We start from the raw sequence: 25257 nt of genomic DNA, 5'->3' as shown, positions 1-25257 counted from the left end.
TCGCCCTGGCCTCCCGCCCGGCGCCGCGCGTCCCCCTTACCCCGGTCACGGACGCCACGGCTGGCGTCGGTCCGATGCCGAGCCGGCCATGACACCCCTCACCCCGGAGGAGCGGCGGCAGCTGCGCCTGCAACTGCTCGAGGAGCGTCGCCGTCGCCTGGAAGACCCGTCGCGCTGAGAAGCGCAGGGGTTGGGTCAAGGGCGCGGTTCTCCCGCCCGGCGCCGTCCGGTCGGCGGCGGTCGCGCGGGTAGAATCAGCGCGTGCCCGCCGCCCTTCGTTCGCCGTCGTCCCCTGAACCGCGCGTGCCACCGGTTGTGCTCGCCCTGGGCACCTCGGGGGGCTGGTGCTCGGTCGGCTTGCGCTGGGCCGGACCAGCCGATCCCGGCGCTGCCGGACGGCGCGCGGCCTGCGTCAGCGAGCATGTCGGCAGCGGTCACGCCGAGCGCGCCATGCCGATGGCCCGCGAGCTGCTCGCGCAGGCAGGGCTGGGGTTGCGCGATGTCGGCCTCATTGCCTTCGATGCCGGGCCCGGGAGTTTCACCGGCCTGCGGGTGGGGTGCGGCCTCGCGCAGGGGCTGGCGCTTGGCCTGGGCTGCCCGGTGGTGCCGGTGTCCTCGCTGCTGGCGCTGGCCTGGCCGCATCGCCGGTGGCCCACGCTGGCGGCCACCGATGCCCGCATGGGTGAGGTCTACCAGGCGGGCTGGCCGCAGCCCGATCCTGACCGCGGCGAGCCGCCCTCGGCGCTTGCCGTTCTGTCGCCCGACGCACTCGGGCATGGCATGGCGGCCTTTTCGGCCCTTGCCGCGGGTGCCTGGGTGGCGGTGGGCGATGCATTCACCCGCTATCCGGCGCTGGCCGAGCAGGCCGCAGCGGCTGGAGCCGGCCTGATCCCCGATGCCTTCCCGGCAGGCGATGCGCTGGCCGAGATCGCCGAGCGGGCCTGGCTCAGGGGCGAAGCCATCGCGCCCGATGCGGCGGCGCCGCGCTATGTGCGCGACAAGGTGGCGCTTGACGCCGCCGAACAGGCCGCGGCTCGGCAGCGTCGCGGGGCCGCGGCATGAGTGCCCAGCCCCTGGCCGCACAGGATCTGCTGCGCGCGCTGCTTCCCGAAGACATCCCTGCGGTGATGGAGGTGGAGCGCGCGATCTATCCCTTCCCCTGGACCGCCGGCAACTTCGGCGACTCGCTCGCGGCAGGTCATCGTGGCTGGGTTCTCGAGCGCGCCGGCGTGGTCCAGGCCTACGCCCTCACCATGGCGGTGATCGACGAGATCCATCTGCTCAATTTCTCGGTCGCCGCGCACCGCCAGGGCCAGGGCCTGGGGCGCTGGCTGCTCGCCTGGTTGTGCGAGCAGGCGCGCGGGCAGGGCGCCCGCGCCATGTTCCTGGAGGTGCGACCCAGCAACCTCCGTGCTCTCGACCTGTACCAGCGCAGCGGCTTCACGCAGGTCGGGTTGCGGCGCCGCTACTACCCGGCCGAAGGTGACAGCCGCGAGGACGCGCTGGTGCTGCGTCGCGAGCTCGATCGAGCCTCGCCGGTTCGCGGTCGGGCGGCATGACGCCGGGTCAGCGTGCGGCCTGGCAGGCGCTCGGCCTGGGTCCGGTCTGGGTCCGCCGGGATGCCCGGGCGGCGCTCGGGGAGGGCTTGGATCCCTCGGGGGCCGAGCTGCCCCGGCCCGATGAAGCGCGCCGCGCGCCACCGAGCCCGCGCGAGACGATCCGTGGCGAGGCGATCCGTGGCGAGGCGATCCAAGCCGAGATGGCCCGATCTGCCGATCCGACGCCGATGCCCGACTGGGAGTCTCTGCAGGCCTCGGTGCGCACCTGCGAGCGTTGCGGCCTGTGCCGATCGCGCCAGCAGACCGTGTTCGGCAGCGGCAGCCCGACCGCGCCCTGGCTGATCGTCGGTGAGGCCCCCGGCGCCGAGGAAGACCTGCGTGGCGAACCCTTCGTGGGCCAGGCCGGCCGCCTGCTCGATGCGATGCTGGCTGCCATCGGGCTCGATCGTGCCCGGGATGTGTTCATCACCAATGTGCTCAAGTGCCGGCCGCCGGGCAATCGCAATCCCGAGCCCGACGAGGTTGCGCGCTGCGCGCCATTCCTGCGGCGCCAGATCGAGTTGCTGGCGCCCACCGGCATCCTGGTGATGGGGCGCTTCGCGGCCCAGGCACTGCTCGAGACCGACGCCTCGGTGGCCGGCCTGCGCAACCGGGTGCACCGCTACCCGGTCGGCGGTGCCGAGCTGCCGCTGGTGGTCACCTACCACCCGGCCTATCTGCTGCGCAATCCGGCCGACAAGGGCAAGGCCTGGGCCGACCTGTGCCTGGCGCTTGCACGTTTGCCGCGGCAGCGCGCCGCAGCGGGCTGAGACGCCCGTTACCGGGCCCGGGCTTGCGGCGCACGCTTCTCAGGCACCGGCTTCAGGCACCGGCACCCTGTTTCAGTGGCCGGAGCCTTCCGGCAGCGTGGCCTCGGCATCGAACTGCCGCTGGTTGGCCCGGTGCCGAAGGATGACCAGCAGCATGGTCACGGCCACGAAGCTGCCGAACAGCACGATGATCACATTGATGTGCATGCGCGTGCTGATCAGCAGCGAATAGAGGCCGAGCATGGCCAGCACATTCAGGTTCTCGTTGAAGTTCTGCACCGCGATCGAGTGGCCGGCGCTCATCAGCACATGGCCGCGATGCTGCAGCAGCGCATTCATGGGCACCACGAAGAAGCCGGCGAGCGCACCCACCGCCACGAGCATCGGGTACGCGGCCTCCACGCTGGACACCAGCGTGATCATCGGCACCAGCACGCCCATGGCCACCCCCACCGGCAGCACCCGCAGCGCGCCGCGCAGCGGCACCCAGCGCGCGGCCACCACCGCACCCAGCGCGATGCCCACCGCCACCACGCCCTGCAGCACGGCCGCACGGTTGAGCGGCATGTTCAGCGCGGTGCGCGCCCACTCGAGCACGATGAACTGCAGCGTGGCGCCCGCGCCCCAGAACAGCGTGGTGACCGCCAGCGAAATCTGCCCCAGGCGGTCTTTCCAGAGCACCGCGCAGCAGTGGGCGAACTCGCCCACCAGCTTGATCGGGTTGCGCTCCTGGTGCGGGTAATGCGCGCCGGTGTCGGGGATGCGCAGGTTGAAGAGCGCCGCGATCACATAGACCACCGCGATCACGAGAATGGCCGCCTCGGCCGGGGTGTCCACCCCGGTATCGAAGCCCGGCAGGTCCGCACCCAGCAGCACGCTGGAGACCGCCGGACTGATCAGCGCCCCGCCCAGCACCGTGCCCAGGATGATCGAGCCCACGGTGGTGCCTTCGATCCAGCCGTTGGCGGCCACCAGCTTCTCGGGCGGCAGCAGCTCGGTGAGGATGCCGTACTTGGCCGGTGAATAGGCCGCTGCGCCGAAGCCCACGACCGCGTAGGCGAGCAGCGGGTGAATCGCGAAGAACATCAGCGCGCAGCCGAGCACCTTGATGGTGTTCGTCACGAACATCACCCGACCCTTGGCCATGGAGTCGGCGAAGGCGCCGACGAAAGGCGCCAGAAGAACATACGAGATGGTGAAGAACAGCTTGAGCAGCGGCTTCATCCAGTCCGGCGCATGCAGTTCGACCAGCAGTGCAATCGCGGCAATCAGGAGCGCATTGTCGGCGAGCGACGAGAAGAACTGCGCCGCCATGATCGTGTAGAAGCCGCGTTTCATGAGATCCCGGAAGTCGGCCGCGGTAGCGGGCGCGGCGGTTATACCATGAAGGGATTGCCACTCCCGGACGCAGGCCTGCGTGCTCGCGGGGCATGCCCGTGTTGGGCTGTGGTAGCGTCCCGACCCTTACATGAGCCGTCCTGCCCGCGTCCGGATCCTGCCCGCCGCCCTGCGCCACAACCTCGCCCGGGTGCGCGAGCTGGCGCCTGCCTGTCCGGTGTGGGCGGTCGTGAAGGCCGACGCCTATGGCCACGGCATCGCCGCGGCGCTGGCCGGTTTCGCGCAGGCCGACGGGCTGGCCCTGGTCGAATTCGATCGCGCGCTCGCGCTGCGCGGCGCCGGCTGGCAGCGGCCCCTGCTCATGCTCGAGGGCGCCTTCGCCCCCGATGATGTCCTGCAGGCCGCGCAGGCGCACCTGTCGCTGGTGGTGCATCAGCCCGAGCAACTTCACTGGCTGGCCTCGCTGCCGGCCGGGGCTGGCCTCGAGGTCTTCGTCAAGCTCAACACCGGCATGAACCGCCTGGGATTCCCGCCGGCGTCGCTGTCCGGGGTGCTGGCCGCGCTGCGGGCGCAGCCCGGCGTCGGGCGGGTCCATGCCATGACCCACTTCGCCAACGCCGACCGACCAGGCGGCGCCGAGGCGCCGCTGGCGCGGTTTCTGGCCGCACTGCCCGACCCCGCGATCGGCGTCTCCCTGGCCAACTCTGCCGCGCTCTTCGATGTGCCCGCCGCGCGGCGCGGCTGGATTCGCCCGGGGATCATGCTCTACGGCGGCTCGCCCTTTGCCGATCGTCCGGCGGCCGCGCTCGGTCTGCGCCCGGCCATGCATTTCGAGAGTCGTCTGATCGCGGTGCAGGCGCTCGCACCCGGTGATGCCGTGGGCTACGGCAGCGGTTTCGTCGCCAGCTCGGCGATGCGCATCGGGGTGGTGGCCGCCGGCTATGCCGACGGCTACCCGCGCCATGCGCCCACCGGCACACCGGTGGCGGTCGGCGGTGTGCGCACCCGGGTGGTGGGGCGCGTCTCGATGGACATGCTCACCATCGACCTCACCGGGGCCCCGGCCGCCCGGCCCGGCGATCCCGTCGAACTCTGGGGCGAGCAGGTGCCGGTGGACGAGGTGGCCGCCCATGCCGGCACCATCGGCTACGAGCTGCTGTGCGCGATCGCCCCGCGGGTGTCGCGGCTCATCGAGGATTGAGCCGCATGGCCAAGGCCCGCACCCACCATGTCTGCTCGGCCTGCGGCGGCACCGCGCCGAAGTGGTCGGGCCAGTGCCCGCACTGCGGTGAATGGAACACGCTGCAGGAGTCTGTGATCGAGGAGCGGCCCGCGGCACGCAACCGCTTTGCCGGCCTTGCGCCGGCCAGCGGCGTGCGCGAGCTTGGCGCGGTGGCGGCCGAGACCATCGAGCGCCTGCCCACCGGCAGTGAGGAGTTCGACCGCGTGCTGGGCGGCGGCCTGGTAACGGGCTCGGTGGTGCTGATCGGCGGCGATCCCGGCATCGGCAAGTCCACGCTGCTGCTGCAGGCGCTGGCCCATCTCTGTGCCACGCAAAAGGTGCTGTACGTGTCCGGCGAGGAATCGGCCAGCCAGGTGGCGATGCGGGCCCGTCGGCTCGGTCTGGCCGCCGAACGCATGCCGCTGCTGGCCGAGATCGCGCTCGAGCGCATCGTGCCGGTGCTCGAGGCCGACCGGCCGGCGGTGGTGGTCATCGACTCCATCCAGACCCTGTACTCCGAGCAGCTCACCGCTGCCCCGGGGTCGGTGTCACAGGTGCGCGAGTGCGCCGCGCAGCTCACCCGGCTTTCCAAGCATCTGGGCTGCGCCATCGTGATGATCGGTCATGTCACCAAGGAGGGCACACTGGCCGGGCCGCGGGTGCTCGAGCACATGGTCGACAGCGTGCTCTACTTCGAGGGCGACACCCACTCCTCCTATCGCCTGGTGCGGGCCTTCAAGAACCGCTTCGGCGCCGTCAACGAGCTCGGCGTGTTCGCCATGACCGACCGCGGCCTGCGCGGCGTGTCCAACCCGTCGGCGCTGTTTCTGTCGCAGCATGAACAGCCCGTGTCCGGTGCCTGCGTGCTCGTCACCCAGGAAGGCACCCGACCCCTGCTGGTCGAGATCCAGGCGCTGGTCGACACCGCTCATGTGCCCAATCCGCGGCGCCTGTCGGTGGGCCTCGAGCACAACCGCCTGGCCCTGCTGCTGGCCGTGCTCCATCGCCACGCCGGCATCGCGCTCTACGACCAGGATGTGTTCGTCAATGCGGTCGGCGGCGTGCGGATCGGTGAGCCCGCGGCCGATCTCGCGGTGATGCTGGCGGTGAGCTCCTCGCTCAAGGGCCGACCGCTGCCGCGCGGGCTGGCGGTGTTCGGCGAGGTCGGTCTCACCGGCGAGATCCGGCCCGCGCCGCGCGGTCAGGAGCGGCTGCGCGAGGCCGCCAAGCTCGGCTTCTCGCGGGCGCTGGTGCCCCGCGCCAATCTGCCGCGCAAGCCCATCGAGGGGTTGAGCGTGGTCGGCCTCGATCGGATCGACGCGGCCCTGCAGGCCGCCTGGGAGGAATGACACTCATGGCTCTGTCCGCTCCGGCGCCCCGGCGCGCCATGCACACCCGCCGAATCGTCTGCGAAGGCTGGCTGCGCGATGACGGCCTCTGGGACATCGAGGCCAGCATCGTCGACACCAAGGCCTACGCCTACCGCGAGCCCGAGCGCGGCCATCGCGAGATTGGCAGCCCGGTGCATGACATGAGCGTGCGCCTCACCATCGACACCGGCATGGTGGTCAGGGCCATCGAGGTCTCGATGAACCAGCATCCCTACCAGGTGTGCCTCGGCGCGCCGCCGGCCTTCCAGGGCCTGGTCGGTCAGCGGGTGGGGCCGGGCTGGCGCAAGGCGGTGCAGGCCTGTGTGGGCGGGGTGCGCGGTTGCACCCATGTACGAGAGCTGCTCTTCCCGATGGCCACGGTCGCCTTCCAGACCCTGTCGGGCTGGCCGGTGGACGACGGCACCGATCAGCCCGTGCGCGTCGACGGCGAGTCCACCGGATTCCTCGATGGCTGCACGGCCTGGGATCGGCGCGGCGAGATGGTCGCGCGCCTGTACCCGCACTGGGCCTTGCCGGCGCGGGGCGAGGGCGAGGGCGAGGCGCAAGGCTGAAGCCGGTGTCGGGCCGCAACGAGGGCTGAGCTCGGGGGCGAGGCCAGGGCGCGTGCAGCGCGCGGGCGCAGCGGCCGAAGGCCGGCGATCTGCGCTCGTGCGCGGCGAGGTAGGTCAGTGTGCGGCGAGGTGGCTGGCCGCTGCTGCGGCGGCGGCCCGACCGCTGCGGACGGCGGCTTCCAGGGTGCCGGGGTAGTCGGGCCAGGCCTGTTCGCCGGCCAGCCAAAGGCCGGGCCAGGGAAGCGTCAGCGAGTCCACCGCGTGGGCGTGCACCCGTGGGCGATCCGGCGTGCAGCGCAGGGTGGCGCGCCGTTCCACCACCAGCCGTGTGTCGAGCGGTGCGGGCAGCGCCAGCTGGGCCCGCAACTGGGCCACGATCCCCTCGGTGAGCGCCTCGCGCGCGTGTGCGGCCTCGGCCGCGGCGCTGACCACCACCGCGGCCAGTTTCAGACCCTGCTGCTCGCCGCGATCGAAGAACCACTGGCCATGCGCGCCGCGCGCCGGATTCTCGGTGAGCATGCACAGCTCAGGCGCGGGCAAGGGCCGGTCGGCCGGCCAGGCCAGGTAGAGGGTGGCGATCGGCTCATGGTCGATCCCGGCCAGACGGGCCGCGATCGCCTCGGCCTGCGCGCCAGGCAGCCCGGCCACGAGCCGGGCCTGCGCGGGCGCCGGCACGGCCAGGATCACGCCGCTGGCCGGCAGCAGCCCTTCGCCAGTGTCCACCGACCAGCCGGCACCCTCGGGCTGCATCCGCAGGCCACGCGCGGTGGTGCGCAGACAGACCTGTGCGCCGTGCGCCTGCAGATGCTTGATGGCGGGGGCAGGCAGCACCTCGTCGAGACTGTGCGCGGCGAGCAGGAAGTCGCTGTCGCCGCGGGGCGCGCCGAGCGTGTCGCGCAGCACCCGCACGAAGGTCGCCGCGCAGGCCTGGGGCGCGGGCGTGTTCAGCATGGCCACGCACAGCGGCACCCAGAACCGCCGGCGCAGCGCCTCGGGCTGGCGCTGCGCCGCAAGCCACTGCGCCACGGTGGTCTGCGGCGCCGGTGCCGGCCAGCCGCGCAGGCGCAGACCGCCCAGGCAGCGCAGCAGCGCCCAGCGATCCGGCCAGGTCAGGCCCCGGGCACCGATCAGGCCGGCGGCGAGGTGCAGCGGCGCGGGCAGCGGCGGTGCTGACAGACTCAGGCCGTCGGCCGCGACCAGACGCATCGGCGATCGACGCAGGGCATCGTGCGCCATGCCGACCCGCCGCGCCAGTGCGAGGCTGTCCCGGTAGGCGCCCACCATCAGGTGCTGGCCGTTGTCGAGACGCACGGTGCGGCCAGCCAGCGTGATCGCGAGCCCGCGGGCCCGCCCGCCCGCCTGCGGGGCGCTGTCGATCAGGCGCACCGGCAGGCCGCGATCGCGCAAGGCCACGGCAGCGGCAAGACCCGACCAGCCGGCGCCCACCACGGTGACCGGGGCCCGGCGGCCATCGCCGTCGAGGGTGTCGCGGCGGCGGCTGACCTCGGCGCGGTCGGGCGCTGCGGCGCTCACGCGGGTTCGCGGGCGGGGGGGATCACCGGCACCCGTGCCCCGACGAAGGTGCGCCAGGCGATCCAGAACTTGCGCAGCGGCGTGAGCGAGGTGCGTCGGTCGAGCACCTGGAAGCCGTCACGCTCGATCTCCTCGAGCAGGGTGGCGTAGATCGCGGCCATGATCAGGCCGGTGCGCTGCTCGCGGCGCGCCGCCTCGGGCAGGGCGGCGAAGGCCTCACGGTAGTAGCCGCGCGCCCGCTCGGCCTGAAAACGCATCAGCGCGACGAAGCCGTCGCTGTGCTCGCCACGCAGGATCTGGTGGGCGGGCACCCCGAAGCGTTGCAGGTCCTCGATCGGCAGGTACACCCGGCCGCGGCGCGCGTCTTCACCGACATCGCGGATGATGTTGGTCAACTGCAGCGCGAGTCCGAGGGACTCGGCGTACACGCCGAGATCGGCGCGGCCGGGCGAGAAGATGCCGGCCGACAGCGTGCCCACCACGCCCGCCACCCGGTGGCAGTAGAGCCGCAGCTGCGTGAAGTCCAGGTAGCGGGTCTGGTCCAGGTCCATCTGCATGCCGTCGACGATCTCGAGCAGGCGACCGCGGTCAACGCCATAGCCGGCGATCGCGGGCTGCAGCGCGCGGGTCACCGGATGCGTCGGGTCGCCGGCGAACAGGCGGCCGATCTCGTCGCGCCACCAGGCCAGGCGCGCGCGCGCCACCGCCTCATCGGTGATCTCGTCCACCGTGTCGTCAACCTCCCGGCACAGGGCATAGAGCGCGATGATCGCGCGCCGCTGCGGCGGTGGCAGGAAGAGAAAGCTGTAGTAGAAGCTCGAGCCGCTGCGTGCGGCCTTCTGCTGGCAGTACTGGTCGGGTGTCATGGCACGCGGCTCGGGGCGCTCGGGCGCACGGGTCAGAGGTGGGGCGGGCGCAGCGCGAGGCGCAGCAGGGCGCCGGCGTCGGCCGCTCCGAGGCGGGGGCGCTGCGCGACCGGATCGTAGCCGGTGCGCGCCAGGCGTTCGACGATGCGCCGGCCACCGGCCAGCACGCCGCGCAGTTCCAGCCCGAGCCGCCAGGGCACGGCCCTGACCAGCGGCGCGCCGGCCTCGAGCAGCCCGGCAGCCTCACGCGTGCGGCGCTCGAGCAGCGCGCGCAGCGCCGGCTCGCAGGCGCCTCGTGCAAGCGCCCGGTCGAGTGCGCGCTCATCGAGCCCTGCGGCGGCGAGCTCGTCCTGCGGCAGATAGAGCCTGCCCCGGGTCCAGTCGGTGGCCAGGTCCTGCAGGAAGTTGATCAGTTGCAACGCCACGCAGATCGAGTCCGAGAGCGCCACCAGCGCCTCGCGCCGGCAGCCGAACAGCCCGAGCATCAGCCTGCCGACCGGCGCAGCCGAGCGCGCGCAGTAGTCGGCAATCGAGGCCTGGTCGGCATGCCGGTGAACGCTGACATCCTGGCGAAAGGCCGAGAGCAGTGCACGGCACTCGAGCGCCGCCTGCGGGTCGGCGGCGAAGAAGGCGCGCAGCGGTTCGACTGCCGGATGGGGGCGGGCCGGGTCGATGAGCGCGGCTTCCAGGCGATCGAGCTCGGCCAGCCGCAGGTCGGCCGGCGCGTCGCCCTCGTCGGCGACATCGTCGGCATGCCGCGCGAAGCGATAGAGCGCCGCGACCGTGGGCCGCTGGCCGGCCGGCACGAGCCATGAGGCGACCGGAAAGTTCTCGTAGTGATCCACACCGTGCCAGGGGCGGGCGACGGCACCGGGGTCGGCAGACATGCCGGCATTGTAGGCACCTCGCCCGGCGGGCTCGCCGACCCCTGACGGCGACAGGCCCGGGCGCAGCGCTGCGGGTCGATCCGTTACACTCACGGGTTTTGCGGCCGTGGCGGAATTGGTAGACGCACCAGGTTTAGGTCCTGGCGCTCCTTGAGCGTGAAGGTTCGAGTCCTTTCGGCCGCACCAGCCGCCCGGCGGCAGCCCTCCCACTGATCTGGACGACAGCATGGCATCTCAACTCGAAACCGTCAGCACGCTCGGGCGCAAGCTCGCCCTTTCCGTGGCGCTCGCCGAAGTGGAGCGCGATGTGGCCCAGCGCCTGCGCAACATCGCCCGCACGGCCAAGATGCCCGGCTTTCGGCCCGGCAAGGTGCCAATGCGCATGATCGAGCAGTCGTATGGCGCCCAGGTCCAGTCCGAGGTCCTCGGCGACGCGGTGTCCAAGGCCTTCAGCGATGCGGTCTCCGAGCACTCGCTGCGCGTGGCCGGTCAGCCGAGCATCGAACGCCGCGAAGACACGCCCGAAGGCGAACTCGGCTTCAGCGCCAGCTTCGAGGTCTACCCCGAGATCGTGCTCGGCGACTTCGCCGCGCTCGCGGTCGAGCGCTACACCTGCGAGGTGGGCGAGGCCGAGGTCGACAAGACGATCGACATCCTGCGCAAGCAGCGTGCGCCCTGGGTGGCGGCGCAGCGCCCGGCCGCCGATGGCGACCGCATCACCGTCGACTTCAAGGGCACGCTCGATGGCACGCCCTTCGATGGCGGCACCGCCGAGGGTTTCCAGGTGGTGCTCGGCCAGGGTCGCATGCTGCCCGACTTCGAGGCCGGCCTGCGCGGCGCCAGCGCGGGCGACACCCCGGTCTTCCCGGTGGCCTTCCCGGCAGACTACGGTGCCGCCGAACTCGCCGGCAAGACTGCCCAGTTCGAGACCCGCGTTGCCCTGGTCGAGGAGCAGCAGCTGCCCGCGCTGGACGCCGCCTTCGCCACCAGCCTCGGGGTGCCTGATGGCTCGGTCGACAAGCTGCGCGCCGATGTCCGCGCCAACCTCGAGCGCGAGGTCGCCCAGCGGCTGCGTGCGCGCACCAAGGCCTCGGTGATGCAGGTCCTGCCCGAGGTGGCCAGCTTCGAGCTGCCGGCCGCGCTGGTCGACGCCGAGAGCGCCACCCTGGGCGAGCGGGCCCGCGCCGATCTCAAGCAGCGTGGCGTGGACATCGACCGCATGCCGCCGATCCCGCCCGATACCTTCAAGGAGCAGGCCACCGGCCGGGTGCGCCTGGGACTGCTGGTGGGCGAACTGGTCCGTGCCCGCTCCCTGCAGGCCAAGCCCGACCAGCTGCGCAAGCAGGTCGAGGAATTCGCCCAGTCCTATGAGAACCCCGGCGAGCTCATCCGCCACTACTTCAGCGACCGCAACCGGCTGGCCGAGGTCGAGGCGATCGTGGTCGAGCAGAATGTCGTCGACTGGGTGCTCGCCAATGCGAAGGTCAGCGACAAGGCCCTGCCTTTCGACGAGCTGATGGCCGGCTGACCGGCAGCCGGGAGCGGTTCCCGGCTGCGGTTAGAATGCCTTCAGGCCAGCCGCCCGTCCGGGTTGGCGCGCAACGGAGATCTGCCATGACTTTCAACAGCCTCGTCGAGGATCTGGTCAACCACCGCCTTGCCCAACACCAGGATCCTCAGGGCCTGGGCATGGTGCCCATGGTCATCGAGCAGAGCGGCCGCGGTGAGCGCGCCTACGACATCTACTCCCGCCTGCTCAAGGAGCGGGTGGTGTTCCTGGTGGGGCCGGTCATGGACCAGACCGCCAACCTGGTGGTCGCGCAGTTCCTGTTCCTCGAGTCCGAGAACCCCGACAAGGACATCTCGTTCTACATCAACTCGCCCGGCGGATCGGTGTCGGCGGGGCTGGCCATGTACGACACCATGCAGTTCATCAAGCCCGATGTCAGCACGCTGTGCATGGGCATCGCAGCCAGCATGGGCGCCTTCCTGCTGGCGGCCGGCGCCAGGGGCAAGCGCTTTGCGCTGCCCAACGCGCGCATCATGATCCACCAGCCTTCGGGCGGCGCGCAGGGCCAGGCGTCCGACATCGAGATCCAGGCCCGCGAGATCCTCTACCTGCGCGAGCGCCTGAACAGCATCCTCGCGGCCAACACCGGCCAGCCCCTCGAGCGCATCGCCCGTGACACCGACCGCGACAACTTCATGTCTCCGGAAGATGCGGTAAGCTACGGACTCATCGACAAGGTGATGTCCCGTCGCGGCGAGACGGCCTGAGCCGTCTGAACCGCCCAGTCTCCGTCGCCGAGCGAGGCCCGAAAGACCCATGATGTCAGACAAGAAGGGCTCCAGCGAGAAGCTGCTTTACTGCTCGTTCTGCGGCAAGAGTCAGCATGAAGTCCGCAAGCTCATCGCCGGCCCCTCGGTGTTCATCTGCGACGAGTGCATCGAGCTCTGCAACGACATCATCCGCGACGAAGCGCAGGGCGAGCAGCAGGCGCCGGGCGCCCGCGCCGGCCTGCCGTCACCGGCCGAGATCTGCGCCATCCTCGACCAGTACGTCATCGGTCAGAAGAAGGCCAAGAAGATTCTCTCGGTCGCGGTGTACAACCACTACAAGCGGCTGCGTCACAAGGGCAAGAAGGACGACATCGAGCTCTCCAAGAGCAACATCCTGCTGGTGGGCCCCACCGGCTCTGGCAAGACGCTGCTCGCCCAGACGCTGGCCCGCCTGCTCAATGTGCCCTTCGTGATCGCCGACGCCACCACCCTCACCGAGGCGGGCTATGTCGGCGAGGATGTCGAGAACATCATCCAGAAGCTGCTGCAGAACTGCAGCTACGAGGTCGAGAAGGCGCAGAGCGGCATCGTCTACATCGACGAGATCGACAAGATCTCGCGCAAGTCCGATAACCCTTCCATCACCCGAGATGTCTCGGGCGAGGGTGTCCAGCAGGCGCTGCTCAAGCTCATCGAGGGCACGGTCGCCTCGGTGCCGCCGCAGGGCGGGCGCAAGCATCCCAACCAGGACTTCGTGCAGATCGACACCACCAACATCCTGTTCATCTGCGGTGGCGCGTTCGATGGTCTCGAGAAGGTCATCCGCAATCGCTCCGAGCGCTCGGGCATCGGTTTCGGTGCCGAGGTCCGCTCCGCCGCCGAGCGGCCGGTGGGCGAGGTGCTGCGCGAGGTCGAGCCCGAGGATCTGATCAAGTTCGGCCTCATTCCCGAGCTGGTCGGCCGTCTGCCGGTGGTGGCCACGCTCGACGAACTCGATGACGCCGCGCTGGTCGAGATCCTCATCGAGCCCAAGAACGCCCTGGTCAAGCAGTACCAGAAGCTCTTCTCCATGGAAGGCGTCGAGCTCGAGGTGCGGCCCGCTGCCCTGCAGGCCATTGCCCGCAAGGCGCTCAAGCGCAAGACCGGCGCGCGCGGGTTGCGCTCCATCCTCGAGCAGGTGCTGCTCGACCTCATGTACGACCTGCCCAGCCACCAGAATGTCCAGAAGGTGGTGGTCGACGAGAACGCGGTCACCGGCGACGGCCAGCCCTTGCTCATCTACGCCGAGTCGCCCAAGGTGGCGGGCGGTCACTGACCGCTTCCTGGCAGGGCTGGCCGTGACCTGTACCGCGCCCAGCCTTCCGCAAAGACCTGATTCCCTCCGCTTGTTCCGGCGCTTGTCAGCGCCGGCACGGCGTATGCTCCTTGAAAAGCGCGGTGCCTGCCCCAAGCTGCCCCGTGTGGATCCAACCCGGAGAACCTGATGCCCGAAACCCTGAGCGCCGCCACCCAGCTGCCTCTGCTGCCCTTGCGCGATGTGGTGGTGTTTCCCCACATGGTCATTCCGCTGTTCGTGGGGCGTCCCAAGTCGATCAAGGCGCTCGAGGCGGCCATGGAGGTGGGCAAGAGCATCATGCTCGTCGCCCAGAAGAACGCCTCCAAGGATGAGCCCTCGCCCGAGGACATCTACGAGATCGGCTGCGTCTCGAACATCCTGCAGATGCTCAAGCTGCCCGACGGCACCGTGAAGGTGCTGGTCGAAGGCGCCACCCGCGCCCGCATCACCGCCATCACCGATGGCGAGTCGCACTTCAGCTGCGAGCTCGCGCCGGTCGATGTGGTGGGCGAGGGCTCGCCCGAGAACGAAGCGCTGCGCCGCGCGATCCTGGCGCAGTTCGATCAGTACGTGAAGCTCAACAAGAAGATCCCGCCCGAGATCCTGGCCTCGCTCAGCGGCATCGACGATGCCGGCCGGCTCGCCGATACCGTGGCCGCGCACCTGCCGATCAAGATCGAGCAGAAGCAGGGCATCCTCGAGACCATCTCGGTCTCGGAGCGGCTCGAGAAGCTGCTCACCCAGATCGAGACCGAGCTCGACATCCTGCAGGTCGAGAAGCGCATCCGCGGCCGCGTCAAGCGCCAGATGGAGAAGAGCCAGCGCGAGTACTACCTGAACGAGCAGGTCAAGGCCATCCAGAAAGAGCTCGGCGAGGGCGAGGAGGGCGCAGACCTCGAGGAGCTCGAGAAGCGCATCAAGGCGTCGCATCTGCCCAAGGAGGCGCGCAAGAAGGCCGATGCCGAGCTCAAGAAGCTCAAGCTGATGTCACCGATGTCGGCCGAGGCCACGGTGGTGCGCAACTACATCGACACCCTGGTCAACCTGCCCTGGCGCAAGAAGAGCAAGATCAACAATGATCTCGGCAACGCCGAGACCGTGCTCGACCAGGATCACTTCGGCCTCGAGAAGGTCAAGGAACGCATCCTCGAGTACCTCGCGGTCCAGCAACGCGTCGACAAGCTCAAGGCGCCCATCCTGTGTCTGGTCGGGCCTCCGGGCGTGGGCAAGACCTCGCTGGGTCAGTCGATCGCCCGGGCCACCAACCGCAAGTTCGTGCGCATGGCGCTCGGCGGCGTGCGCGACGAGGCCGAGATTCGCGGCCACCGTCGCACCTACATCGGTTCCATGCCCGGCAAGATTCTCCAGAATCTGGCCAAGGTGGGCGTGCGCAATCCGCTGTTCCTGCTCGATGAGGTCGACAAGCTCGGCATGGACTTCCGCGGCGATCCCTCCAGCGCGCTGCTCGAGGTGCTCGACCCCGAGCAGAACAGCTCGTTCACCGATCACTATGTCGAGGTGGAGTACGACCTGTCCGACGTGATGTTCGTGGCCACGGCCAACACCCTGAACATCCCGCCGGCGCTGCTCGACCGCATGGAGGTCATCCGGCTGTCGGGCTACACCGAGGACGAGAAGGTCAGCATCGCCCAGCGCTACCTGTTGCCCAAGCAGATCAAGAACAACGGCCTGAAGCCCGATGAGATCAGCGTGGCCGAAGGCGCGCTGCGCGACATCATTCGCTATTACACCCGCGAGGCCGGCGTGCGCTCGCTCGAACGCGAGGTGAGCAAGATTTGCCGCAAGGTCGTCAAGACCCTGCTGCTGAAGAAGTCCGAGAAGAAGATCGCGGTCACCGCCCGCAACCTCGACAAGTTCCTGGGCGTGCGCCGCTATACCTTCGGGGTTGCCGAGAAGGAGAACCAGGTCGGGCAGGTGACCGGTCTGGCCTGGACCGAGGTGGGGGGCGAGCTGCTCACCATCGAGGCCGTGGCCGTGCCGGGCAAGGGCACCACCACCTGCACCGGCAAGCTCGGCGATGTCATGATGGAGTCGATCAAGGCGGCCATGACCGTGGTGCGCCGCCGCGCCCAGCGCCTGGGCATCAAGGCCGACTTCCACGAGAAGCGCGACATCCACATCCACGTGCCCGAGGGCGCCACGCCCAAGGACGGGCCCAGTGCCGGCATCGCCATGACCACCGCGCTGGTCTCGGTGCTCACCGGCATCCCGGTGCGCGCTGATGTGGCCATGACCGGCGAGATCACGCTGCGCGGCGAGGTGCTGCCCATCGGTGGTCTGAAGGAGAAGCTGCTGGCGGCCCACCGCGGGGCGATCAAGACCGTGATCATCCCCGAGGAGAACGTCAAGGACCTCACCGACATTCCCGACAACGTCAAGAACCGTCTGGAGATCGTCCCGGTGAAGTGGATCGACCGGGTGCTGGAGATTGCCCTCGAGCGCCTGCCCGAGCCGCTCCCAGATGAGGAAACCGCAGACGCCAAGCCGGCGGCTGCCGAGCCTGCGGCAGTGGCATCGGCCCCGGTGGCCGGAGCTTCTGGCGACATCGTGGCTCACTGAGGTTCCCGCGGCTGACGCTCGCGTGACCACCAGGTTGCGCGAGCGTCAGCGACGCACAATTCCGGGCGCGGCGTGTATTACCCGAGTGCATCCGGATGTCGGCTTGACACCGGCTTTTGCGGCCGATTACAGTCCCCCGACGGCGGCACTTCGCCCGCTCGTCTTCCCATCATTCCCAAACATCGGCTCGCCAGGCGGCGACTCGCGCTTCCGCTCGCACTGGCGCCATAAGAACACCCAGGGGGTAGCAGTGAACAAGACCGATCTGATCGATCACATCGCCAGGCAGGCAGACATCTCCAAGGCCGCGGCCGGGCGTGCGCTCGACTCCATGGTCGGTGCCATCAAGACCACCCTCAAGAAGGGCGGCTCGGTCACTCTGGTGGGTTTCGGCACTTTCGTGGTCAGCAAGCGCGCAGCCCGCACTGGCCGTAATCCGCGCACCGGCGCCGCGATCAAGATCAAGTCGGCCAAGATCCCCAAGTTCCGTCCGGGCAAGGGCCTGAAGGACGCCATCAACTGAGCCATTGCCGTCCACTTGGACAGCGGCGCATGAATGTTGTATAGTCTTGGTCTTGCCAGTGACGAGCCTGTCATTCGGAACCGGGGTGCTTAGCTCAGTTGGTAGAGCGGCGCCCTTACAAGGCGTAGGTCGGGAGTTCGAACCTCTCAGCACCCACCAGCGTCCGGTACAGGCAGTGGCAATGCAGCACCGAATCAGGAGTGGTAGTTCAGTCGGTTAGAATACCGGCCTGTCACGCCGGGGGTCGCGGGTTCGAGTCCCGTCCACTCCGCCAGCAATCAGCCCGTCAGGGCACTCAAAGGGCGCCGTGCCAACGCACCGCGCCCTTTGTTTTTCCTGTCTTTTTCTTCAGCGGGCGGTGTAGCCGCCATCGACCACCAGCTCGGCGCCGGTGGTGAATGACGCGTCATCGCTTGCCAGAAACAGCACGGTGCGGGCGATCTCCTCGGCCTGCCCGAGCCTGCCGATCGGATGCTGGCTGATGAGGGCCTGCTCCACCTCGCGCAGGCTGCTCGAGGTGCTGCCGGCGCGTCGCCCGATCGTGCCTCGGACCATCGGCGTGTCGATGTAGCCGGGATGCACCGAGTTCACCCGGATGCGATAGCCGGCAGCGGCGCACTCGAGTGCCACCGACTTGGTGAGCAGCCTCACGCCCGCCTTGGCGGCGCAGTAGTCGGCGGCGTTGGGCAGGCCGATCAGGCCAGCCACCGACGAGATGTTGATGATCGAGCCCTGCGAGGTCTCGGTGGCGCTCTGGCGGATGGCGCCGATCGCGTGCTTGCAGCCCAGAAAGACGCTGTCCAGGTCCACGGCCAGCGTGCGTCGCCACTGCGCGAGGCTGCGGCTTTCCACCGGACCGCCACCGCCGGCGGGCGCGATGCCGGCGTTGTTGACCAGCACATGCAGCGCGCCGAAGCGCGACAGCGCAAGGCTCATGACCTCCGCCCACTGCGCCTCCTCGACCACATCATGGCGGGCGAACGCCGCCCTGCCGCCGGCCTGCGTGATGGCCTCGACCAGTTTGGCGCCCGCGTCGGCGTCGAGATCGGTGCACAGCACGGCCGCACCTTCGGCCGCGAACAGGCGGGCACAGGCCGCGCCGATGCCACTGGCTGCACCGGTCACGATCGCCACCTTGCCGACGAGCCGGCCGTGCGGCGGGGGTTTGGAGGCACGGGCGGGACGGGAGGCGGGCGAGGGCATGAACAGGCTCCTGGAGGACGGTCGGCGTTCCCGGCCTTCGGGACCCGAACGCGGGCACTCTAGCCGAGGCCCTGCGCGCATGAGTCGCCGGCGCGGATTGCCTGAAACGCTGCGGTAAGATGCCGGCCTTGTCCTGGCGTTCGCCGCGGGTGCGCGGCGCATATCCAGCCAGCCCCCGCGGATGCGGCGCCTGCCCGGTTGCCTGCGCCGCCACGCCGCCATCCGGTCATCCCGCCATGTTCGAGTCGATCCGTAAACACCAGCGCATCCTGCAGTTCCTGCTGCTGCTGCTGATCTTCCCTGCGTTCGCCTTTTTCGGCGTGTCGGGCTACGACCAGTTCCTGTCGGACGACGACAATGTCGCCAAGGTCGATGGGGCGCGGATCACCCGTCAGGAGTTCGACCAGGCCATGCGCCGGCAACTCGACCAGATGCGCCAGGTGCTTGGCGACCAGATCGACGCCAAGCTGCTCGACACCCCGGCGGCCCGCCGCGAGGTGCTCGACGGTCTGGTGCTGGAGCGGGTGGTGCAGCGCGAGGCGGCCGATCGGCATCTTGCTGTGAGCGACGCCAAGCTGCGGGCGTCCATCCTCGAGATCCCGGGCCTGAAGAAGCCCGATGGCAGCTTCGACATGGAGCGCTACCAGAGCCTGCTGCGGGCGCAGGGCCTGAACGAGGCGGTCTTCGAGGCCCAGCTGCGCCGTGACCAGACCCTGCGCCTGCTGCCTGAGGCGGCGGCCCAGAGCGCCGTGCTCCCGGCGGCGGTGGCCACCCGGCTGCTGGCGCTGCAGGAGGAGGTTCGCGAGGTGCGCGAACTGCGGCTCAAGCCCGCCGAACAGCTTGCGGCGATCAAACCCACCGACGAGCAGCTGCGCAAGTTCCACGAGGAGAACGGGCGCGCCTTCGAGACCCGCGAGACCGCCAGGGTGGAGTACCTGGTGCTCAGCGCCGATGAACTCGCCCGCGGCATCGCGCTCGGCGAGGACGACCTGCGCGGCTACTACACCCAGAATGCCGCCCGGTTCACCACGCCGGAACAGCGGCGCGCGAGCCACATCCTGATCAAGCTCGACGCCGGCGCCAGCGCGGCCGACCGCGAGAAGGCCATGACGCGGGCCCGCACGCTGCTGGGCCAGGTGCGCGGCGGCGGTGACTTCGCGGCGCTGGCCAAGGCTCAGTCGCAGGATCCCGGTTCGGCGGCGCAGGGCGGAGACCTCGGCTTCTTCCCGCGCGAGGCCATGATCAAGCCCTTTGCCGATGCCGCGTTCGCGATGAAGATGGGCGAGATCAGCGATCCGATCGAGACCGAGTTCGGTCTGCACATCATCCGGCTGACCGGCATCCAGCCCGCTGCCGCGCAAAGCTTCGAGACGGCGCGCCCGGCCATCGAGGCCGAGGTGCGGCGCCAGCAGGCGGGCAAGCGTTACGCCGAGGCAGCCGAGGCCTTCACCAACCTGGTCTACGAGCAGTCCGATTCCCTCAAGCCGGCCGCGGATCGCTTCAAGCTCGAGATCCGAACCGCCGATGCGGTGGAGCGCAACCCCGCGCCCGGCGCACCGAAGTCGCCGCTGAACAACCCCAAGCTGCTGGCGGCCCTCTTCAGCGAAGACTCGCTGGCCAAGAAGCGCAACACCGAGGCGGTCGAGACCGGCGGCAACACCCTGGTGTCGGCGCGCATCGTCGAGCACCGGCCGGCGCAGCGCAAGCCCTTCGAGGCGGTGCGTGCCGAGGTGCTCGCCCGATTCACCGAACAGGAGGCTCGTCGCCTCACCCGCGAGGCCGGCGAGGCACGCCTGAAGGCCCTGCAGGCCGATCCGGCCGCCGCGCAGGCGGGGCTGTCAGCCGCCCGCCAGGTGTCCCGCCAGGGCGGTGCCGATACGCCGTCGGAGGCGCTCGAGGCGCTGTTTCGCGCGCCCTCGGGCAAGCTGCCTGCCTGGGTGGGTCTGCCCCTGGCCGATGGCTCCTACGGCCTGTTCCAGATCACCCGGGTGATTCCGCCGAGTGCCGAGCAGATCGCGGCCCGCCGCGCCGATTTCCAGGCGCAGCTCAGCCAGCTCTTCGGCCAGCAGGACACCACCAGCTATCTCGAGGCGCTCAAGGCGCGGGCCAAGGTGGTCCGCCACGAGAACCGGCTGATCGACAAGGCCGACGCCGCGCGCTGAGCGATAACGCGGCTGCGGCACCCTGCGCGAGCGCCCGGGCGGCGGCTGCGGCACCCTGCACGAGCACCCGGACGGCGGCTGCGGCACCCTGCACCAGCACCCGGACGGCGGCAGCGCCGATCCAGTGCACCGACGCCGGCAGCACCGAACCAGCGCACCGGCGCCGGCCCCCCACGGGCCGGGCCGACCACGCCGCCGCAGCTCAGTCGAGCGCCAGGATGGCCTCGGCCGCTGCGCTCAGGCCGGCGGCATCGGCGCTGGGCAGGCGCACCTTCCGGAAGCTGTCCAGGCGCTCGAAATTGCGTCTGAGCGAGGCCTGATAGGCCGGGTCGTAGTGATCGTGCAGGAGCGCGCCGACCAGCTCGGACCAGGCGCCCTGCATGGCCATTGCCGACCAGGCCGCGATGCGTTCATGGCCGTGGTGCGCGATCAGCGCCTGGAGCCGCGCCACCAGCAGCCCGGGTTCGGCGAGGAAGTGCCGGTACTCGCCCATGAGCAGTTCGCAACGGACCGCATCCGAGGCCTCGATCAGCACGCCGCTGGCGGCACGGATCGCCTCGATCAGCGCCGGTGGCACCTGGCACTGACCGATCTTGCGGCTTTCCGATTCCACGAACAGCGGCTGCGCCGGATCGGCCCGTCGCAGCGCGTCCCAGATCAGGGTTTCGAAGCGCTTCTGCGACGGCTGCGGGGTGTCGGGCAGGTGACCCAGCACCGAGCCGCGATGCCGGGCCAGGGCCTCCAGATCAAGCACGGGCGCGCCGCGGCCGGCGAGCTCGCCCAGCAGCAGGCTCTTGCCACTGCCGGTGGGGCCGCCGACCACGCGGAAGCGGCGCTGCGCGGGCCAGTCGGCCAGATCGCGGATGACCTGACGCCGGAACTCGCGATAGCCACCGGTGAGCACCGCCACCGGCCAGCCCACCCGCGCCATGACCGTGGCCAGCGAGCCCGAGCGGTTGCCGCCCCGCCAGCAGTACACCAGGCAGCGCGACTGCCGCGGCAGGGCGGCCAACGGGCCTTCAAGCAGGGCCGCGATGCGCCGCGAGACCAGGGCCGCGCCGACCCGCTTGGCCTCGAAGGCACCGACCTGCTTGTTCAGGGTACCGACCTGCGCCCGCTCGGCGTCGTCGAGCACCGGCATGCTGACCGCACCGGGCAGATGGTCCAGGGCATGCTCCGAGGGGCTGCGCGCATCGATGATCAGGTCGTAGTCATCGAGCCGCGCCAGGGCGATCTCGGCGGCAACGGGCTGGGGGTCTCGGGCAGGTGCGGTCAAGGTGGCGTTTCGGGCCGGTGGGTCGGCATGGCGGGCGGATTGTATTACGCCACTCCGGGGCAAGGCGGCCGGGCGTGCCCGGGCGGACGCGTCGTACAATCGGGCCATGAAAGTGTTCGATCTGGTCTGTGACAAGGACCATGGCTTCGAAGGGTGGTTCGACTCCGCCGATGCCTTCGAGTCGCAGCTTGCCCGCGGGCTGGTGGAGTGCCCGCTGTGCGGCAGCGCCTCGGTGGTCCGGCGTCCGTCGGCGCCACGCCTGAACCTGTCGCCGTCATCCGCGCCCGCGGCGCCCGCGCCGGTGCCCGATGCCCGAGCCCTGCAGCAGGCCTGGCTGCGGCTGGCCCGGCATATCCGCGAGAACACCGAAGATGTCGGCGAGCGCTTTGCCGAAGAGGCGCGTCGCATCCACTACCAGGAGGCGCCGGCCCGCGGCATCCGCGGCGTGGCCACGCCCAGCGAGAGCGAGGCGCTGGCCGAGGAGGGCATCGAGGTCGTGAGCTTCCCCATGCCGGTTTCCGGCAAGGAGCCGCTGCAGTAGGCGGGGTTGCCCGGCGGCGCCGTTGCCGCTGCGCAGGCTCATCCGATAAGCTCGGGCTCCGCAACGACAACGAGGGCCGGCCGCCGAGCTGCATGCCCCACGGAGACACACCATGAATCGCAGAAACCTGCTGCGCGCCGGCGGCGCGCTGGCTGCTGGCGCTGCTGCGCCGCGCATCGTCTCGGCCCAGGCTGCCAAGTGGCCCAGCCGCGAGATCACCCTCATCAACCCCAACGCGCCCGGCGCGGCCACCGATCTCACCGCACGCATCATCGCGCAGGCGCTGGAGAAGCGGCTGCAGAACACCGTGATCGTCAAGAATGTGGTCGGCGGCGCCGGGGCGCTCGGCCCGTCCACCCTGGCCACCGCGGCGCCCGATGGCCACACCATGGGCCTCGTGGCGATCTCCAGCCACATCACCGTGCCGGCGATGATGGATGTGAAATACAACCCCTGGGAGGCCTTCTCGATCATCGGGCAGGTGGCCATGCTGCGCTACGGCGTGGGCGTGGGCATCAACTCCCCGATCAAGACCATCGAGGAACTGGTTGCGCTGAGCAAGCAGCGGCTGGTCACCTACGGGTCGAACAATGTCACCAATGTGGTGGCCATGTTCCAGCTGGCCAAGATCACCGGCGGCAAGTTCCGCTGGGTGGTGTTCAGCGGCGGGGTCGAATCGGTGGCCCAGGCGGTCGGGGGACATGTTGATGCGGTGATCCAGACCGTCACCGAGATGAAGCCGCAGATCGAGGCCGGCAAGCTGCGCTTCCTCGCCTCGGCGGGCACCGAGCGCTGGCCCGACTACCCCAATGTCAAGACCCTGAAGGAGCATGGCTACGATGCGGTCACCAACGGGCCCTTCGGCTATGCCTTCCCCGCCGGCGTCGATGCGTCGATCCAGCAGCGCATGGATGCCGCGCTCGCCGATGTGATGGCCGACAAGGCCGTGCAGGCACAGATCGCGAACATCGGCGTGGTGCCCATCTACCGCAACGGCGCCGACTACAAGGCCCATCTCAAGAAGATCGAAGGTGATCTTCTGCCCATCCTGGCCGAGACCGGCATGGCCAAGAAGCGGGGATGAGCGCGGGCGACGCTTCCGGCCCGCTCGCAGGCCGCGGGCGATCGGGCGTGCGGCTGGCGGCGCTTGCGCTGCTGGCCTGCGCCCTGGTGGGTCTGTGGCAGGCCTGGCGCCTCGAGCGCTGGAGCTTCGAAGGGCCGGGACCCGGTCTTTTCCCCACGCTGGTGGCAGCCCTGTGCGTGTTCCTCGCTGCGGTGGTGCTCTGCTTTCCCGGGCGCGCCGGCGGTGAGGATCCCGACGAGTCCTCGGCCGCGAATGCTGGTGGCGCGGACGGTCAGGCTCGCCGGATGGTCATCTACGCGGCGAGCCTCGGGCTGCTCGCGCTGGGCGCGGCCTACGCGGGCATCGCGCTCACCGCGATGGCAGTGTCGGTGCTGATCATCCGTTTCGCCGAGGGCCGCTCCTGGCGTGCGGCCCTGGTCTACGGGCTGGTCTGCGCGCTGGTGGCGCTGGCCGGTTTCGGCTGGCTGTTGCGGGTCGACCTGCCGGCTGGCCCGGTCGAGCGGGCATTCTTCTCGCTGGTGCGCTGAGCGCCTTCGACGGCCGGGACCCGGATCATGGAGGCATTGCTCAACGGCTTCGCGGTGGTGCTCACGCCGGCCAACCTGCTCTACTGCTTCATCGGGGCTTTCCTGGGCACGGTGGTGGGCATCCTGCCCGGGCTGGGTCCGCTCACCACCATCGCGATCCTGCTGCCGATCACCTTCAAGATGGAGGTGACCTCGGCGATCATCATGCTCTCGGGCATCTACTACGGGGTGGCCTATGGCGGCACGGTCACCTCGGTGCTGATGCGCATCCCGGGCGAGGCATCCTCGGTGGTCACCTGCCTCGATGGCTACGAGATGGCCCGCAAGGGCCGCGCCGGCGCGGCGCTGTTCATTGCCGGCGTGGGCTCCTTCGTGGCCGGCACGCTCGGCGTGGTGGCCATCAGCTTCCTTTCGCCGCCGCTCGCCCGGCTGGTGCTGGCTTTCGGCCCGGCGGAGTACGCCATGCTGATGCTGGCCGGGCTGTCGATGGTCACCTACATGTCGGGCGGCTCGCTGCCTCGGGCGTTGCTGATGGCGGCCTTCGGTCTGCTGCTCGGCACGGTGGGCAGCGACCCCATGAACATGACGCCTCGCCTCACCTTCGACATCCTGGCGCTCGGCGATGGCGTGAACCTGGTGCCGCTGGCGATCGGCCTGTTCGGGCTCTCCGAGGTGCTTTTCATGGCCCGCGGCGCCGACGCCGCCAGCGCGGTGATCGCGCCGCCCCGCGGCCTGCTCGGCTTTCTGCCCACGCGCGACGAGGCGCGGCGCTCGGTGGGGCCGATCGGTCGCGGCACCGTGCTCGGCTTCCTGGTGGGCCTGCTGCCAGGGGGCGGCGCGGTGATCGCCTCCTTCCTGTCCTACGGCATCGAGCGGCGTCTCTCCAGGCGCCCCGAGGAGTTCGGCAAGGGGGCGGTGGAGGGGCTGGCCGGCCCCGAGGCCGCCAACAATGCCGGCACCACCGGCGCCTTCGTGCCGCTGCTGTGCATGGGCATTCCGGCCAATGCCATCACCGCGTTGCTGATCGGCGCGTTCATGATCCACGGTGTCACGCCGGGGCCCACCATCCTGGAGCGTCAGCCCGAGGTCTTCTGGGGCGTGGTGGCCAGCATGTATGTGGGCAATGTGATGCTGCTGGTGCTCAACCTGCCGCTGATCGGCCTGTTCGTGCGCATCCTCGACATCCCGCGGGTGTACCTCACCCCGATGATCCTGGTGGTCTGCCTGATCGGGGTCTACTCGAACAGCGGCAATCCCGCCGAGGTGGTGGTGGCGGTGGTGTTCGGCTTCGTGGGCTACTTCCTGCGTCGCCAGGGTTTCGACCTGGGTATCGTGATCCTGGCCTATGTGCTTGGCCCGATCTTCGAGCGCTCGGTGCGCCAGGCGCTGGCCATCTCCGATGGCGACCCGGCGATCTTCCTGCGCAGTGGCCTGTCCACCGGCTTTGCCGTGGTGGCCGCACTGGTGCTGCTGGCCGGGCTGTGGCCTCGGCGGCGCGTGGCCGGCTGACCTCTGATCGACCGACCCGTGGCCGACCGACCCGTCGCCGGCTGACGGTCCAAGCGCTGCGCGTGGCCGCGGCGCACGGC

At 70.0% G+C, this 25257-nt stretch carries 22 protein-coding genes and 3 tRNA genes; 19 read left to right on the top strand and 6 right to left on the bottom strand.

Annotated elements, in window-relative coordinates; genetic code table 11:
* The first annotated feature begins 303 nt into the window (after positions 1 to 303).
* The 3 genes from tsaB to AC2H6A_RS03730 all read left to right on the top strand — a co-directional run bounded on the left by tsaB (position 304) and on the right by AC2H6A_RS03730 (position 2368).
* Positions 304 to 1062 carry a tRNA (adenosine(37)-N6)-threonylcarbamoyltransferase complex dimerization subunit type 1 TsaB gene (tsaB, locus tag AC2H6A_RS03740; RefSeq protein WP_484271793.1) on the top strand — a complete coding sequence of 253 codons (759 nt, stop codon included), beginning with the start codon at positions 304 to 306 and terminating at the stop codon, positions 1060 to 1062.
* Positions 1059 to 1559, top strand: a complete 501-nt coding sequence (gene rimI / locus AC2H6A_RS03735; protein ID WP_484271792.1) for a ribosomal protein S18-alanine N-acetyltransferase — start codon at positions 1059 to 1061, stop codon at positions 1557 to 1559. Before tsaB ends, rimI begins: the two co-directional genes overlap by 4 nt.
* Before the next feature lie 200 nt (positions 1560 to 1759).
* The gene (locus AC2H6A_RS03730) at positions 1760 to 2368 is read left to right on the top strand and encodes a uracil-DNA glycosylase (protein ID WP_484271791.1); all 609 of its coding nucleotides are present in this window, start codon (positions 1760 to 1762) and stop codon (positions 2366 to 2368) included.
* A gap of 72 nt (positions 2369 to 2440) precedes the next feature.
* Here AC2H6A_RS03730 and lplT read toward each other — a convergent pair whose 3' ends face one another.
* Positions 2441 to 3706 carry a lysophospholipid transporter LplT gene (gene lplT / locus AC2H6A_RS03725; RefSeq protein ID WP_484271790.1) on the bottom strand — a complete coding sequence of 422 codons (1266 nt, stop codon included), beginning with the start codon at positions 3704 to 3706 and terminating at the stop codon, positions 2441 to 2443.
* A 130-nt stretch (positions 3707 to 3836) separates the two neighbouring features.
* On the opposite strand from lplT, the gene alr reads away from it, so the two are divergent.
* The 3 genes from alr to AC2H6A_RS03710 are packed head-to-tail and all read left to right on the top strand — an operon-like array spanning position 3837 to position 6870.
* Complete coding sequence (gene alr / locus AC2H6A_RS03720) at positions 3837 to 4907, top strand: alanine racemase (RefSeq protein ID WP_484271789.1); 1071 nt, start codon at positions 3837 to 3839, stop codon at positions 4905 to 4907.
* Between the two features lie 5 nt (positions 4908 to 4912).
* Positions 4913 to 6277 (top strand): DNA repair protein RadA, encoded by a 1365-nt coding sequence (gene radA, locus AC2H6A_RS03715; RefSeq protein ID WP_484271788.1) that lies wholly within the window; start codon positions 4913 to 4915, stop codon positions 6275 to 6277.
* A gap of 5 nt (positions 6278 to 6282) precedes the next feature.
* The gene (locus tag AC2H6A_RS03710) at positions 6283 to 6870 is read left to right on the top strand and encodes a DUF2889 domain-containing protein (RefSeq protein WP_484271787.1); all 588 of its coding nucleotides are present in this window, start codon (positions 6283 to 6285) and stop codon (positions 6868 to 6870) included.
* A 114-nt stretch (positions 6871 to 6984) separates the two neighbouring features.
* On the opposite strand, the gene hpnE is transcribed toward AC2H6A_RS03710, so the two are convergent.
* Genes hpnE through hpnC form a run of 3 tightly spaced genes read right to left on the bottom strand, consistent with a single transcriptional unit; the run spans position 6985 to position 10156 of the window.
* Positions 6985 to 8403, bottom strand: coding sequence for a hydroxysqualene dehydroxylase HpnE (hpnE, locus tag AC2H6A_RS03705; protein WP_484271786.1), 1419 nt, complete (start codon positions 8401 to 8403; stop codon positions 6985 to 6987).
* Positions 8400 to 9269 (bottom strand): presqualene diphosphate synthase HpnD, encoded by an 870-nt coding sequence (gene hpnD, locus AC2H6A_RS03700; RefSeq protein ID WP_484271785.1) that lies wholly within the window; start codon positions 9267 to 9269, stop codon positions 8400 to 8402. Before hpnD ends, hpnE begins: the two co-directional genes overlap by 4 nt.
* 32 nt (positions 9270 to 9301) lie before the next feature.
* Positions 9302 to 10156, bottom strand: a complete 855-nt coding sequence (gene hpnC, locus AC2H6A_RS03695; RefSeq protein WP_484271784.1) for a squalene synthase HpnC — start codon at positions 10154 to 10156, stop codon at positions 9302 to 9304.
* Between the two features lie 100 nt (positions 10157 to 10256).
* On the opposite strand from hpnC, the gene AC2H6A_RS03690 reads away from it, so the two are divergent.
* The 8 genes from AC2H6A_RS03690 (at position 10257) to AC2H6A_RS03655 (ending at position 17149) form a co-directional block, all read left to right on the top strand.
* Positions 10257 to 10342: transfer RNA gene (locus AC2H6A_RS03690), tRNA-Leu, on the top strand.
* 40 nt (positions 10343 to 10382) lie between these two features.
* Positions 10383 to 11684, top strand: coding sequence for a trigger factor (gene tig / locus AC2H6A_RS03685; protein ID WP_484271783.1), 1302 nt, complete (start codon positions 10383 to 10385; stop codon positions 11682 to 11684).
* Positions 11685 to 11770: 86 nt separating this feature from the next.
* A complete protein-coding gene (gene clpP, locus AC2H6A_RS03680) occupies positions 11771 to 12433 on the top strand; it encodes an ATP-dependent Clp endopeptidase proteolytic subunit ClpP (protein WP_484271782.1) in 663 nt (220 codons plus the stop codon).
* 52 nt (positions 12434 to 12485) lie between these two features.
* Positions 12486 to 13751 carry an ATP-dependent Clp protease ATP-binding subunit ClpX gene (clpX, locus tag AC2H6A_RS03675; protein ID WP_484271781.1) on the top strand — a complete coding sequence of 422 codons (1266 nt, stop codon included), beginning with the start codon at positions 12486 to 12488 and terminating at the stop codon, positions 13749 to 13751.
* A 168-nt stretch (positions 13752 to 13919) separates the two neighbouring features.
* Positions 13920 to 16352: an endopeptidase La gene (gene lon, locus AC2H6A_RS03670; protein WP_484271780.1), complete on the top strand. Its 2433-nt coding sequence runs from the start codon at positions 13920 to 13922 to the stop codon at positions 16350 to 16352.
* A gap of 250 nt (positions 16353 to 16602) precedes the next feature.
* On the top strand, positions 16603 to 16875 hold the full coding sequence (locus tag AC2H6A_RS03665) for an HU family DNA-binding protein (protein WP_484271779.1): 273 nt from the start codon (positions 16603 to 16605) through the stop codon (positions 16873 to 16875).
* A gap of 83 nt (positions 16876 to 16958) precedes the next feature.
* Positions 16959 to 17034 (top strand) — tRNA-Val (locus AC2H6A_RS03660).
* A gap of 38 nt (positions 17035 to 17072) precedes the next feature.
* A tRNA-Asp gene (locus AC2H6A_RS03655) sits at positions 17073 to 17149 on the top strand.
* Positions 17150 to 17223: 74 nt separating this feature from the next.
* On the opposite strand, the gene AC2H6A_RS03650 is transcribed toward AC2H6A_RS03655, so the two are convergent.
* Positions 17224 to 18078, bottom strand: a complete 855-nt coding sequence (locus AC2H6A_RS03650) for a glucose 1-dehydrogenase (RefSeq protein ID WP_484271778.1) — start codon at positions 18076 to 18078, stop codon at positions 17224 to 17226.
* 236 nt (positions 18079 to 18314) lie between these two features.
* On the opposite strand from AC2H6A_RS03650, the gene AC2H6A_RS03645 reads away from it, so the two are divergent.
* The gene (locus AC2H6A_RS03645) at positions 18315 to 20240 is read left to right on the top strand and encodes a SurA N-terminal domain-containing protein (RefSeq protein ID WP_484271777.1); all 1926 of its coding nucleotides are present in this window, start codon (positions 18315 to 18317) and stop codon (positions 20238 to 20240) included.
* Between the two features lie 202 nt (positions 20241 to 20442).
* Here the strand turns inward: AC2H6A_RS03645 and mnmH are convergent, their stop codons facing one another.
* Positions 20443 to 21516 (bottom strand): tRNA 2-selenouridine(34) synthase MnmH, encoded by a 1074-nt coding sequence (mnmH, locus tag AC2H6A_RS03640; RefSeq protein WP_484271776.1) that lies wholly within the window; start codon positions 21514 to 21516, stop codon positions 20443 to 20445.
* A gap of 106 nt (positions 21517 to 21622) precedes the next feature.
* Between mnmH and AC2H6A_RS03635 the strand changes: the two genes are divergently transcribed.
* The 4 genes from AC2H6A_RS03635 to AC2H6A_RS03620 all read left to right on the top strand — a co-directional run bounded on the left by AC2H6A_RS03635 (position 21623) and on the right by AC2H6A_RS03620 (position 25177).
* Positions 21623 to 22057 (top strand): DUF1178 family protein, encoded by a 435-nt coding sequence (locus AC2H6A_RS03635; protein WP_484271775.1) that lies wholly within the window; start codon positions 21623 to 21625, stop codon positions 22055 to 22057.
* A 112-nt stretch (positions 22058 to 22169) separates the two neighbouring features.
* The gene (locus AC2H6A_RS03630) at positions 22170 to 23141 is read left to right on the top strand and encodes a tripartite tricarboxylate transporter substrate binding protein (RefSeq protein ID WP_484271774.1); all 972 of its coding nucleotides are present in this window, start codon (positions 22170 to 22172) and stop codon (positions 23139 to 23141) included.
* A complete protein-coding gene (locus tag AC2H6A_RS03625) occupies positions 23138 to 23668 on the top strand; it encodes a tripartite tricarboxylate transporter TctB family protein (RefSeq protein ID WP_484271773.1) in 531 nt (176 codons plus the stop codon). The genes AC2H6A_RS03630 and AC2H6A_RS03625 overlap by 4 nt, the downstream gene beginning before the upstream one ends.
* A 27-nt stretch (positions 23669 to 23695) precedes the next feature.
* Positions 23696 to 25177 (top strand): tripartite tricarboxylate transporter permease, encoded by a 1482-nt coding sequence (locus AC2H6A_RS03620; protein WP_484271772.1) that lies wholly within the window; start codon positions 23696 to 23698, stop codon positions 25175 to 25177.
* Positions 25178 to 25257: the final 80 nt, after the last annotated feature.

This window comes from Quisquiliibacterium sp., from assembly GCF_982640115.1.
This window is presented reverse-complemented; position numbering and strand designations above follow the sequence as displayed.